Genomic DNA, 13,185 nt, shown 5'->3' with positions numbered 1-13,185 from the left:
CGCCGACGCCTACGTAGCCCTGTCCAACGGCAGCGTCTTCACCGGCACCTCGATCAAGTGGAACGACCACTTCACCCTCCCCGGCGAATTCCCCTACACCGGCGACTACAACGGCGACGGCAAAGACGACGCCATCACCTTCACCCTCGGCAACACCAACGACGTCTACGTCGGCCTGTCCAACGGCTCCGCCTTCGCCACCGGCGCCAAATGGCACGACTTCTTCGGCCTCCCCGGCGAAACCACTCTCTAGGCGAGGCGACCTTGACCACACAACCACGCTACAGAGCGCTGGTGTTACTTTTGGGCACGCTCATGGCGCTGCTCATCGCGACACCAGGCCAAGCCGGATCAACAATCCGAGCCGCGGACAAGGGCCCGATCGGCTGGGACGTCTTCCGGAGGCTGGACCGGCTCCCGTACCTCAGCCCCGGCACGCAGACCCGCCAGTTCTCAAGCTTCGACCGAACCGGCGGCAACAACCAGGACGGCTTCGACGGCCAGTACTCCTGCCTGCGCACCACCTCCTCGGGATGTGTGCTGGCCGAGGACAGCGGTCCCGGTGAGGTGTCGTCGATCTGGTTCACCCGCGACAACGGCGACGTATCGGCGACCGGCACCATCACGATCGAGCTGGACGGTGCTGTCGTCGTCAACACCTCCCTGCAAGCCCTGGTCAACGGCCAGGCCGGCGGGCCGTTCCGGTATCCGCTGGTCGCCAACGCCGACCAGAGCTCGGGCGGCGTCTACATCAAGGTGCCGATGCCGTACCGGGAGTCCATGCGGATCACCACGCGCAACAACCCGCTCTTCTACCACGTCACCTACCGGCACTTCCCGGACGCCGAAGGCGTCAAGCGCTTCGACCCGAACGAGAACGTCACCGACGTCGTCGACCTGCTCAAGGCGTCCGGCACCAAGGACCCGAAGCCCGCGCAGCAGGGCGCGGCCACCACAAGCACGAAGGTCACGCTGACGGCGGGCCAGCAGCTGGAGCTGGCCCGGCTGGCCGGGCCGGGCAGCATCAGCGCGCTGCGCCTGCGCGTCCCCGACGCCCAAGCCAATGACGCCGCGCTCGCCGGCCTGCGGCTGCGCGTCGAGTTCGACGGGCGTACCACCGTGGACTCGCCGATCGGCGAGTTCTTCGGCGGCGGGCTCGGCGAGAGCTCGGTACGGTCGCTGCTGTTCGCGATGGACGCGGCGGCGGGCGGCTGGTACACGACCTGGTGGCCGATGCCGTACCGCAGCGAGGCGAAAGTAAGCCTGGCCAACACCACGGGCGTGACGCTGAGCAACGTCGAGGCGCAGGTCACCTCCGCCCCCGACCCGTCCTGGGCGGATGCGCTCGCACCGGGCGGAGAAGCTGGATATTTCAGCACCGAGTCGCGCCGCGGCGACACCGTGCCCAACGCCGACTGGCTCTTCGCCGACCGTACCGGGCGCGGCAAGTTCCTCGGTGTCTCGCACACCATGCAGAGCCGGCTCCCGAGCGGTTCCACGCGCGGCTACCTGGAAGGAGACGAACGCGTCCACGTCGACGGCACCCTGAGCCCGCGCCTCCACGGCACGGGCACCGAGGACTTCTACGAGTCCGGCTGGTACTTCAACCGGGGTACCTTCAGCAACCCGCTGACCGGCAATCCGGCGCACGAGAAGAACGGCGGCGGCTGCACCGGCGAATGCGATGCCGCCTACCGGCTGATGCTGTCCGACGCGGTCGAGTTCAACACCGCGATCAGATTCGGCATCGAGCACGGAATGATGAACGACGTCCCCGCGCTGTACGGCTCTACCGCGTTCCTGTACGCGCAGCCGTACTTCGGGACTCACCGCACCAGCGTCCTCGACCTGGGCGACGCCACGAGCAGGGCCAACCACGAGTACAAGGAGAACGGCGCGGCGACTCAGGCCACGCTTACCTCCGCGTACGAAGGGGACGAGGACGACCAGCTCGTACGGGATGCGACCCGCTCCACCGCGAGCACGCTGTCGTTTCTGCTGGCCGTCGACGCCGACAACAACGGCGTGCTCCTGCGCCGCACGTCCGACCAGGCGGGCGGCTACCAGGCGGCCCGGGTGCTGGTCGACGGCGTGGATGTCGGCCTGTGGCAGCAGCCCCTTGCGAACGACATGCATCGCTGGCTGAGCGACACGTTCGCACTGCCCGCGAGCGCGACCGTCGACAAGAGCACGATCCGGGTGGAACTACGCCCGGTGTCCGGTTCGCCGCCGTGGACGGCCGGCCGGTACACCGCCGACAGTCTGATCCCGGCCCAGCACGTCGACGCCCGGGCCCCGTCGTCGTCTACCGGCCCATCCCTGGTCGGCGGCACGGACCACGCCCTCCGCCTGACGTGGCGGGAGCCGGACGACGATCTCGGGATCCGCGACTACCGGGTGTACGGGTCCACGTCGCCGGGCGACCAGAACACGCTGCTCGGCACCACCCGCGGCCTCGGCTTCACTCTTCGTACGCTGCCCGCCGGCCAGGCCTGGTACTTCCGGGTCTCGGCCGTGGACCTGTCAGGGCGTACGGCGGACGTCGGCACGGTCTCCGGGCGCACCGGGCAGCCGACCCGTACGGACGTCGACAACGACGGCAAGGACGACGCCGTCACGTTCACCCGGGGCTCGGCCGCCGACGTGTACGTCTCGACGTCCGACGGCGCGAAGTTCCAGCAGAACGGGTGGAAGTGGAACGACTGGTTCGCCGCCAACGAGGAGATCCCACTGACCGGGGACTTCGACGGCGACGGCAAGGACGACATCGCCACCTTCACCCGGGGCTCGGCCGCCGACGTGTACGTGTCCCTGTCCACCGGCACCTCGTACGGCGCGGGCGTGAAGTGGCACGACTACTTCGCGGCCGGCACCGAGATCCCGGCCGTCGGCGACTTCGACGGCGACGGCAAGGATGACATCGCCACCTTCACCCGGGGCGACGCGGCGGACGTGTGGGTGGCGCTGTCCACGGGCTCCGGCTTCGCGGGCTCCCGCAAATGGCACGACCATTTCGCCGCCGGCACCGAGATCCCCGAGGTCGGGGACTTCGACGGCGACGGCCGCGACGACATCGTCACCTTCACGCGCGGCGCCCAGGCCGACGTGTTCGTGGCGCTGTCCAGCGGCAGCCTCTTCCGTGAGGACGGCTGGCTGTGGCACCAGAGCTTCGCCGTCGGGAACGAGACCCCCGCCGTGGGCGACTTCGACGGGGACGGGCGCGACGACATCGCCACGTTCACCGGTGGGAGCGCCGCCGACGTGTTCGTCTCGCTGTCCGATGGTGGGAGGTTCGTCCAGAACGCCTGGAAGTGGCATGACGGTGTCGCGGGCGGCGATCAGGTGCCGGGCGTGGGCGACTTCAACGGGGACGGCAAGGCGGACGTGGTGTCGTACACCAGGGGTGCCGCCGGTGACGTGTTCGTGACGACGTCCGACGGCGGCCGTTTCCTGCCGGCGGTGGCGAAATGGCATGACAACTTCGCCATTGGTACGGAGTGGCCCCGGCCCAGCCAGCTCATGAACTGACGATCCGGGCCCCTTGGATGGGCGGGTGATCTCGACGACTGCTCCAACCGGACAGATCACCCGTCCATCCGGCGCACGCCCCGGTTCGGCCTGGGCAGTTCCCCACCGCGCTGAGGCACCGCGGTCGATTTAAAATTTGTATAAGTATCGGGCAAATTGGATCCTCCTTTGTAGAGTCAACGCCGCGGTCAATAGCTCTCTCAGCTATCGAGTGGTTTCCCGCTCGTGGCGCTACGGCCCGGACGCGGGATGACGAAACCGGCCCGCCCCTGGGCGATCGCCAGGACGGGGGCAGAAGGAGGGGCGATGCGAGTCGAGTTCCGCCTGCTGGGCGAGGTATGCGCCCGGCTCGACGGCAGGCCGGTCGACGTCGGACCGGCACGGCAGCGCTACGTGCTGGCGGTGCTGCTCGCGGAGGCGAATCACCCGGTCTCCATGAGACAACTCGCCGAACGGGTCTGGGGTGACCCGCCACCCCAGGCCGCGGGTACGTTACGTAGTTACCTGTCGCGGTTGCGAGCCGCGGTCCCGGTGGCCGAGGAGTGGAACATCGGGCGCCGTTCCGGCGGCTATCTCCTCGAGATCGACGAGACGGCTGTGGATCTGCATCTGTTCCGCCGCCTGCTGGCGCAGGCGCGTGGCGGCCAGGACGGCGCGGAGCAAGTGGCGTTGTACGAACGGGCGCTGGCGTTGTGGCATGGTGAGGCGTTCGCCGATCTGGAGACCCCGTGGTTGACGGCACAGCGGCACACCCTTGAGGCCGAGCGCTTCGCCGCGCAGCTCGATTATCAGGACATCCGGCTGCGGCGCGGGGAGGACGCCACCTTGCTCGCGGACCTCACGGCGCTGGCGGCCGTACATCCGCTGGACGAGCGGCTGGCAGGCCAGCTCATGATCGCGCTGTACCGGAGTGGCCGCCAATCCGATGCTTTGGAGTGCTACGCGCAGATTCGGCACGGGTTGGTCGAGACGTTGGGTGCCGATCCCGGCATGGCCCTTCAGCGGCTCCATCAGCAGATCCTCGCCGCCGATCCCGCGCTCACCCCAGTGGCGGCAGACGCAGCGCGCGCATCGCTTGTGGCGGTCGATGCCGCTCTGGTGCCGCGGACATTGCCGGCGGCCCCGCCGTTCTTCGTGGGCCGTGCCCGGGAGCTGGCCGGGATCGACGACGCGCTGAACGTACAGCTGACCACCAGCACGGTGCGGATCGTCGCGATCGGCGGCTGCGGCGGCATCGGCAAGACCTGGCTTGCCCTGCACTGGGCGCACCGCAACCCGGACGCATTCCCGGACGGGCAGTTGTACGTGAACCTGCACGGCTTCGACCCCTCCGGCGAGCCGATGTCCCCGGCGGCGGCGGTACGAACCCTGCTGGCCGCCCTCGCCGTCGATCCGGCGACGATCCCTCCAACGCTGGACGCCCAGGTCGCGCTGTATCGCAGCCTGGTCTCCGGCAAGCGCATGCTGATTCTTCTGGACAACGCCCGCGACACCACGCAAGTGACGTCCTTGCTCCCCGGCAGCCCATCCTGCTTCGTCGTGGTGACCAGCCGGAACGAGTTGGCCGGCCTGATGACCGGCTACGGCGCCTGCCCGATCACGTTGCCCCCTCTCGACCAGGCCGAGGCGCGCCGGCTCTTCACCCATCACATGGGCAGCCGACGAGCGGCGGCCGAGCCCGCGGCGGTGGCCGATCTGCTGGAGCTGTGCGCGGGGCTGCCACTGGCACTGAGCATCATCGCCGCCCGCGCCATGGTCCGCCCCGACTTCCCGCTGCGGAGCCTGGCCGAGAACCTCGGCAGGGACTCCGTCCGGCTGGACGCCCTGAACGCGGGCGAACCGGCCGCAGACCTCAAAGCGGTCTTCTCCTGGTCCTACCGCACCCTGTCGGCGCCGGCGGCCCGGCTCTTTCGATTACTGGGCATTCACTCCGGTCCGGACGCCGACGAGGAAGCGGCGGCCAGCATGGCCGCCTTGGACCGCGCTCAGGCGCGACGGTTCCTGGCCGAACTGACGCGGGCGCACCTGCTCATCGAGCACCGCCCAGGCCGGTACACCTTCCATGACCTGCTGCGCGCCTACGCCGCAGAGCAGGCGCTCACGTACGATACGGAGGCCGACAGGCGTGCCGCGTCGCAGCGCGTACTGGATCACTACCTGCACACCGCGCACGCCGCCATGCTGCTGCTCTATCCGTTCCGCCACCCGATCACCCTGTCGGCGCCGTGTGCGGGCGTGCGGCCGGGGGTCCTGACGGACCCGCACCAGGCGATGGCCTGGTTCACCGCCGAGCACGCCGTGCTGATCGCGTCCGTACGCCAGGCCGCCGACCTGGGATTCGGCACCCTCACCTGGCAGCTGGCCTGGGCCTTGGTCACCTATTTCGACCACCAGGGACACTGGCAGGACCTCCTGGCCACCCAGCAGACCGCGCTGGCCGCCGCGCGGCGGCTCGGCGACCGGCTCGGCCAGGCCCACGCCCACGGCGGGCTCGTACGGGCCTACACCCGGCTCGGCCGCGAGGACGACGTCCGCTTCCACGTGGAGCAGACGCTCAAGCTTTTCACCATGCTCGGCGACCGGGCCGGCCTGGCCAACGCCCACCGCGCGGTCGCCTCGCTCCTGGAGAGCCACCACGCCTATCGAGAGGCGCTCGGCCACGCCGAACAGGCCCGCGACCTCTACCAGCAGGCCGACCACCGCGCCGGGCTCGCGCACGCGCTCAACGCGATCGGCTGGTACCACACCCTGCTCGGCGACCACGACCAGGCCCTGATCCACTGCGAGCAGGCCCTCGACCTGCACCGCGAACTCGGCCACCAGCATGGTCAGGCGACCACCTGGGACAGCCTCGGGCACGCGCACCTGCACCTCGGCCACCACGCCCAGGCCGCCGCCTGCTACGAACAGGCCCTGAACCTGTTCCGCGAGGTCGCCGACCGCTACAACGAGGCCGCCACCCTCGTCCGCCTCGGCGACGCCCACCACGCCGCCTCCCACGACCTACTGGCCGACCAGGCCTGGCGGCGCGCGCTGGAGATCTTCGAACAGCTGGGCCACGCCGACGCCGACCGGATCCGAGCCAAGATCCACGACCGTGCGGGGAGATAGCGCCTGCGAACCCGCAACGCCGCGCTCACTGAACGGATCGAGAGGATGCGGCCGGTATCAGAGCCGCCGCGACACGATGCCGAACACGCGATCGCAGGCGATGTAGCCCAACTGCCGGGAGTCGGTGGAGCTGGCCGCGTTGTCGCCCAGCACGACCATGTGCCCAGGTGGCACGTGTTCCTCGCGTACCTGTTCCAGGGCGGGTGCGCGATCCCGGGGCACCGGATCGCCCGCCACCGCGATGACTCGCTTGAGGATCCACCCTCCCGGGTGCCCGGGCGTCACGGGCTGGTCGGCGAACACCACGCACTGTCCGGCGCGTACCGGGGTGTGCCGGCGCAGCAACAGGCGTTCTCCATGGCGGTAGGTGGGCAGCATGCTCTCGCCGCGTACTGTGATCACCGCGTACCGTCGGCGCAACCAGAAGGCCCCGGCTGCGAGCAGCAGGCAGAGGAGCACGGCCAGGGCGACGGCGATCATGGCTGGCCCGTTGTGGTGTATCCGGCTTCAGGCGATGGCTCGGCTGCGCCGGCATAGCTGGCGGCTTGGAGGGTGAACAGGTGGGCGTAGGCGCCGTCGGCCGCGATGAGGTCGCTGTGAGTGCCCTGTTCGATGATGACCCCGTCGGCGAGTACGGCGATGTGGCCCGCGTCCCGGATGGTGCCGAGGCGGTGGGAGATCAGCAGGCTCGTGCGGCCCGCCCGCAGCTCCCGAAGCCGGGTGTGGATCTCATGCTCGGCCTCGGCGTCCAGGCCGGCACTCGGCTCGTCCAGGATCACCAGATCGCGATCCCTTCTCAGAAAGGCTCTGGCCAGTGCCACGCGCTGCCACTGTCCGCCGGAGAGCGCCACTCCGGCTTGCGGTTCGCCTGATTCGGCTTGACCGCGGAATGCTCTGGTCAGCAGAGTGTCGTAGCCGCGGGGCAGCGCGGCGAGGGTGTCGTGCACCCCCGCCTCCCGAGCGGCAAGCTCGATCCGATCGTGGTCGTCGAGCGCGGGCAGGTCGCCGACCGCGATGTTGTCGGCCGCGCTGAACTCGTAGGCCATGAAGTCCTGGAACACCGCCCCCAGCCGGGCGCGCAGTTGGTCGACCGGCACGTCGCGGATGTCCACGCCGTCCCACCGGATCTCGCCGCGGGTCGGGTCGTAGAAGCGGCACAGCAGCTTCACGATCGTGCTCTTGCCGCCGCCGTTGCGTCCCACCAGCGCGACCGTCACCCCGTGGGGCAAGAACAGGTTCACCCCGCGCAGGACCCACGGATGCTCGTCGGAGTAGCGGAACCACACGTCGCGCAGCTCGATCCCACGGCGCAGCGTCGGCAACTCGCGAGGGTGCGCCGGGATCCGCAGGTCAGGCTCGGCAGTCACCACCGCGTGGTAGTGCCGGAGCAGGAGCATCTGCTGACGCAGCTGAGCGATCGCACCGACCAGTCCGGCCGCTGCCGCCTGTACCCCGGCGGTGGCCGCGACGAACATCGAGACGTCACCGACGGACAGCGCGCCCCGCCCGGCGGACATGATCACCCAGACCAGGCCGCCGCCGGCGACGAGGCCGGCGAGCGCGATCAATCCACCTTGCCGCAGCAGTTCGCCGCGGTCCATCCGGCGGCGGACGGCATTGCCTCGCCGCACCTCGTCGAGCATCCGCTCGCGCAGAAAGGCGCCAAGTCCCAGCAGCCGGATCTCCTTGGCGGCCTGTACGGTGCCGAGCAGCCCCGCGTAGAACAGTTCACGGCGCTGCATCGGGCTGATGTCCCACATCATCGCGGTACGTTGCCGGACCAGCCGCAGCTCGACGATGAAGGCCGGCACGGTCGCGGCCAGCACCACCGCGGTGAACCACGGGCTGATGACGGCGAGCGAACCGAGGAAACCCAGCAGCGTCAACACGCTCCGGACGACGAGGAACGTCGCGTCGACCAACTGGCCCGAACTCGTCGCGCTCATGTCGGCCATCCGCAGCCGGTCCAGGAACGTCGGATCCTCGAACCGCCCGATGCCGCCGAACCGGCCGACGGCGGCATACAGCGTGTCCTTGGCGCGGAGCCCGACCCGGCGGTCGAGCTCCGCGTGCAGGTACTGGCCGAGCCGGGGGGTGAGCGCGCCGACCATCCCCCACACCGCGATGCCACTGGCCAGTCCGACGAGTACGCCGAGCGGACCGCGCGACACTAGTTGGTCCAGCGCCGACCTCGTCATCCAGGCCACGATGACGGAGGTGAGCCCGCTCGCCACGGTCACCGCCAGGTACGCGACGATGTGCAGCGGGGCCGACCGCCAGATCAGCGCGGCCATCCGGGACGCGGTGCTCACACCAGTGCCGGCAGGCGGGAGAAGTCCGGCGCCGCCGCGATCACCTGGCCGTCGGCGACCACGCAAGCCGCGGGGAACGCGCTCACCCCGAACGCTTTGCACACCGGTCCATCGGCCGGATCCCGTACCACCCTGGCCACGTTCGTCAACGACGCGACGAGATCGGCGCCATCGGAAGCGGCCGTGGCGATCACGACCAGCACCCGCTCCCGGTCGCGCTCGCCGGCCCACGCCGCCAGGCTCGGCAGCTGGGCGCGGCACGCCGTGCACTCCGAGGACAGGAACACCACCGCCGTGGTGCCGGTGAGCGAGTCGGCCGACACCGGGGCACCGTCCACGGTGGAGGCGGTGAACTCGCCGACCGCCGCGCCGACGACGGGAATGTCGGTCGCGACGCCGCTCTCGACGCTGTATCGCATGAGGTTGCTCAGGGTCTCGGTGTGGTCCCGCAACCGCCGGATCACCCCGAAAGTCAGCAGCAGGTCCAGCAGGCACAGCACGCCGATCAGGATTACCGCCGCGGTCAGTACAACCATCAGGTCCGCCTTGTCATGGAATGGGGAGCAAACAGGTCGATCACGTCGTCGAAACGGGTCACCAGCAGGGCGAGAACGCCGGCCGCCGCGCCCGCGACGGCCAGACCGACCGGGTCGGCTGGGCGGACGTCCCCGCTGACGAGCGCGAGCACCGCCACCGCCGCGAGCAGGCCGTTGCGGACCAGGTGCCGCTTGCCGAGCGGCACCCGCGAAGCCCCGAAGCAGCGGCACGCGGTGCGCTCACCACGGCGCAACGCGGCCGCGATGGCGGCGCCGAACGCGACCAGCAGGGTCATCGCCAGGCCGAGCCCGCCCGGGCGCAACCCCGGAACGGCGAGCAGCACCGGAACCGCCGCCTCCAGGACGACCACGATGGTGCTGACTGTCACGCTCGTCGTGCGCCACCGCGACGGGAGCAAGTCGCGCGTGCTCGCGGCGAACTCCGCGAACGCCGCCCGGCCGCGCAACTTGCTCACCGCGGAGATCGCGAAGACCACTCCGAGCAACCAGTGGCCGGCGAAGCTCAGATAGGTCACGGCGCAACTTCCGGCACCGCGACGGCGTCTAGCGAGAGCACCACGGCGTCATCAACATCTGGTGATGAAGTTCGAGGTGCACGCGGTGCACCCGGTGCCGTGCAGCGGGTCGACCTGCCGATTTCCGACCCAGGCCTTCCAGTCCGCTCCGATCACGCAGCAGACCTCGAACTGGCATTGGATCGCGTCGGCGGTCTTGTGCGGGACGATGCGCGCGAGCATTCGGTCGCTGAGGTGCCCGATCCCACTTTTGACTCTTGTCATCATTGTATTGCTGCCCTCTTTCTCGTCGATCACGGAATCGTTGTCGAGCTCTTCGGTGCAGACATTCGCACGGAGTTGTTGCGGGACTCATCCTTCCGGCCAGGTGCGAGTTGCCCGGCATTCGGCGGCCATGACATGGGGTGCGATGTCGATGTCTTGCTGCGCCCATAATCTCGCACACAGGCGTCGTGACCTCATTGTGAGTTCGTTGCGCCGCTGGTCAGGCTGCCACAACCCGGGTGACAACTGTAGATGATCACTGCGTATGAGTTATCTCGCAGAAAACTCGGACGTGCTCGATGGGGTGGAATACCAGGGGAAGCCGAAGCGATAATTGAACTGCGCCACGGAGTAAGGTTGCGTTCGAACGTGACCGTGTCAGTAGCTTCGATAAGCGTTGACGACTGTCTGCTCGACGGTGTTGCCCGCCGTGTCGGTCGCCGCGGCCCTTGGCGATACGGTGACCGGACGGGCCGGATGCCGGATCAGTACCGGTCGGCGGTTCACGGACAGTTGGTGCCACGTCGTCCGGCCGACAGCGATCTCCCTGAGCAGCCCGGCAAAGAGCCCGACCTCATCAGCGGTCACCCATGCCGGCGCTCGTGAGATCCAATACTCGGACGGTCCCAGAAGTCGCACTGGATGGCCGCCTGCAGGGCCTCAGCGATGTCTGGGCCATCAGGACCAAGCGCCTGCCCGGCAAGATCCGGAACATGCCCGGAATGATCAACGAAGCCGATCCTGCGGCCGGTTGCCCCGCCCGGGGACATATGAATCCACCGATCCTCTTCCTGACCCCGACCGAAGACGCGATCAGGAAGAGGTACCACGATGGGAGTTACATGACCGACGCTCTAGCCCCCTAGTGCAACTTTGACGGTCAGGGAGCCGGTCTTTTCGGACTGAGGGTTGAAGAGGATGGTGTAGGTGCCCGTGGTGGGCAGGGTCGTCGCGGAGATGGTGCAGTTGCGGCCACAGTAGGTGGGGGATACCAGCGCGGTGCCGTCGGGCTTCGTCACGGAGACCCGGGCATCGATGGAGCTGGCGAAACTGGCGTTGGTGAAGGCGAAGGTGACCTTCTGGTTGGCGGTGCCGTTGAAGGTCCAGGTTCCGTTCTGGCCTGGGGTCTTGGTGGTCAGGGTAGAGGTGGCGCCGCCTATGACGATGGAGGCCGGGGAGAGGTCGGTGACCGAGTAGGCCTGCAGGGTCAGCTTGCCGACCTGTTCCTCTCGCGGGTTGAACTCGACGGTGTAGGTGCCGGTGGCCGGGAGGGTTACCGGGTCCAGGAAGCAGTTGCGGCCGCAGTAGGTGCCGGCGATGAGGGTGGTGCCGTCGGGCTTCTTCACTGTTACCTGAGCACCGGTGGTGAGGGTGAAGTTGGCGTCGGTGAAGTTGAACGAGACGAACTGGCCCGCAGTCCCCGAGAACGACCAGGTGCCGTTCTGACCCGGCGTCGTCGTCGTGAGGCTGGAGGCAGCGCCTCCCACGGCGACACTGCCGGTCAGGTGAGCGACCGAGTAGAGGCGCGCGGTCAGCTTTCCGACATTCCCATCCTGCGGATCGAACTCCACCCTGTACGTACCCGACACCGGAAGAGCCACCGGCTCCAAGAAGCAGTTACGACCGCAATAAGTCGCCGCCACGAACACGGAGCCATCAGGCTTCTTCACCGACACCCGAGCACCAGTCGAACTGGCGAAATTCGCATCCGTGAAATTGAACGAGACCAGCTGGCCCGCAGTCCCCGAGAACGACCAGCTGCCGTTCTGACCCGGCGTCGTCGTCGTGAGGCTGGAAGCGGCGCCTCCCACGGCGACAGTGCCGGTCAGGTGAGCGACCGAGTAGAGCTGCAGAGTCAGCGAGCCCGTCTTGGCGTTCTGCGGGCTCAGCTCGACCGTGTAGGTGCCGTCCACCGGCAGCACGGTCGGCTCGAGCAGGCAGTTGGCACCGCAGCGGGTGTCGGCGACCAGGTCGGTGCCGTCCGGCTTCTTGACCTTGACCTTCACGTCCGAGCTTGAGGTGAACGTCGAACCGGTGAAGTTGAACGACACCTGCTGGCCGGCGGTCGCGGTGAACGTCCACACGCCGTGCTGTCCGGCGATCGTGGTCGTCAGCGTGGACGCCGCGCCCCCGATGGCGGCCTGCGCTGCCACGTCCTGCGCCACGATGTTCACCTGGGCCGATGCCGAGCCGGTGTAGATGCCGGCCGGGTCGGCCACCACCTGATAGGTGCCGTCCACCGGCAGCACGGTCGCGTCGAAGAAGCAGGAGGCGGAGCAGGACGTCTTCGGCAGGAGGACCGAGCCGTCCGGTCCGCGCACCGACGCGGACGCGCTGGTGAACGTCCCACCCGAGATCGTGACCGAGATCCGCTGCCCGGCCTTCCCGGGGAACGACCAGGTCGGGTTCTGCCCCGGCCCGGTGGTGGTCAGCTTCACCGCGGCGCCGCCCGGCGTGAGCGTCCCGGTGACGTCGCCCTCGGTGAGCTGGGCCGAGATCGAGCCCACGGCCGCCCCGTACGGGTCGGCGAGCACCGTGTACGTCCCGGTCACCGGCAACGTGACCGTGTCGAACGCGCACGACGGCTGGCAGTAGGCCGGCTTGAACAGGTCCGTTCCATCCGGGTTACGCACCGACGCCCGCGCGTACCCGCCGCTGCCGAACGACCCGTCCGTCAGGACGAACGCGATCCGCTGCCCCGCCGTCCCCGCGAACGACCAGGTGGCATTCTGCCCCGGCCCGGTCGTGGTCAGCTTCACCGGCGCCCCACCGACGCTCAGAGAACCGGTGACATCGCCCACGGTCACCCCCGCGGAGATCGAGCCCACGGCCGCCCCGTACGGGTCGGCGAGCACCGTGTACGTCCCGGTCACCGGCAACGTGACCCATGTCAACCAC

At 68.9% G+C, this 13,185-nt stretch carries 12 protein-coding genes; 5 read left to right on the top strand and 7 right to left on the bottom strand.

Annotated elements, in window-relative coordinates:
* The 3 genes from AB0J64_RS55085 to AB0J64_RS55075 form a co-directional block, all read left to right on the top strand.
* The coding region (locus AB0J64_RS55085; protein ID WP_364046232.1) for a hypothetical protein at positions 1–253 on the top strand (253 nt) is incomplete at its 5' end.
* Positions 254–294: 41 nt separating this feature from the next.
* Positions 295–3,528, top strand: a complete 3,234-nt coding sequence (locus tag AB0J64_RS55080) for a DUF2961 domain-containing protein (RefSeq protein ID WP_364046230.1) — start codon at positions 295–297, stop codon at positions 3,526–3,528.
* Positions 3,529–3,834: 306 nt separating this feature from the next.
* Positions 3,835–6,639, top strand: a complete 2,805-nt coding sequence (locus AB0J64_RS55075) for a BTAD domain-containing putative transcriptional regulator (protein ID WP_364046228.1) — start codon at positions 3,835–3,837, stop codon at positions 6,637–6,639.
* A 57-nt stretch (positions 6,640–6,696) separates the two neighbouring features.
* Here AB0J64_RS55075 and AB0J64_RS55070 read toward each other — a convergent pair whose 3' ends face one another.
* The 7 genes from AB0J64_RS55070 to AB0J64_RS55040 form a co-directional block, all read right to left on the bottom strand.
* On the bottom strand, positions 6,697–7,119 hold the full coding sequence (locus AB0J64_RS55070; protein ID WP_364046226.1) for a S26 family signal peptidase: 423 nt from the start codon (positions 7,117–7,119) through the stop codon (positions 6,697–6,699).
* Entirely contained in the window at positions 7,116–8,951 is a 1,836-nt protein-coding gene (locus tag AB0J64_RS55065; protein ID WP_364046224.1) for an ABC transporter ATP-binding protein, read from the bottom strand. Before AB0J64_RS55065 ends, AB0J64_RS55070 begins: the two co-directional genes overlap by 4 nt.
* On the bottom strand, positions 8,948–9,487 hold the full coding sequence (locus AB0J64_RS55060; RefSeq protein ID WP_364046222.1) for a TlpA disulfide reductase family protein: 540 nt from the start codon (positions 9,485–9,487) through the stop codon (positions 8,948–8,950). The genes AB0J64_RS55065 and AB0J64_RS55060 overlap by 4 nt, the downstream gene beginning before the upstream one ends.
* Positions 9,487–10,023 carry a MauE/DoxX family redox-associated membrane protein gene (locus AB0J64_RS55055; RefSeq protein WP_364046220.1) on the bottom strand — a complete coding sequence of 179 codons (537 nt, stop codon included), beginning with the start codon at positions 10,021–10,023 and terminating at the stop codon, positions 9,487–9,489. Before AB0J64_RS55055 ends, AB0J64_RS55060 begins: the two co-directional genes overlap by 1 nt.
* A 51-nt stretch (positions 10,024–10,074) precedes the next feature.
* On the bottom strand, positions 10,075–10,320 hold the full coding sequence (locus AB0J64_RS55050; protein ID WP_364046218.1) for a hypothetical protein: 246 nt from the start codon (positions 10,318–10,320) through the stop codon (positions 10,075–10,077).
* A gap of 345 nt (positions 10,321–10,665) precedes the next feature.
* On the bottom strand, positions 10,666–10,875 hold the full coding sequence (locus tag AB0J64_RS55045) for a hypothetical protein (RefSeq protein WP_364046216.1): 210 nt from the start codon (positions 10,873–10,875) through the stop codon (positions 10,666–10,668).
* 266 nt (positions 10,876–11,141) lie between these two features.
* Entirely contained in the window at positions 11,142–12,527 is a 1,386-nt protein-coding gene (locus AB0J64_RS55040) for a hypothetical protein (RefSeq protein WP_364046214.1), read from the bottom strand.
* On the opposite strand from AB0J64_RS55040, the gene AB0J64_RS55035 reads away from it, so the two are divergent.
* Positions 12,517–12,882, top strand: coding sequence for a hypothetical protein (locus AB0J64_RS55035; protein WP_364046212.1), 366 nt, complete (start codon positions 12,517–12,519; stop codon positions 12,880–12,882). The two genes, AB0J64_RS55040 and AB0J64_RS55035, sit on opposite strands and share 11 nt — an antisense overlap.
* Before the next feature lie 6 nt (positions 12,883–12,888).
* Positions 12,889–13,185: hypothetical protein (locus AB0J64_RS55030; protein WP_364046210.1), on the top strand; the 297-nt coding region annotated here is incomplete at its 3' end.

This window comes from Nonomuraea sp. NPDC049695 (assembly GCF_040674955.1).
GTDB classification, from domain to species: domain Bacteria; phylum Actinomycetota; class Actinomycetes; order Streptosporangiales; family Streptosporangiaceae; genus Nonomuraea; species Nonomuraea helvata.
Note: the sequence above shows the minus strand (reverse complement) of the source record. Positions and strands in the feature narration are given on the sequence as shown.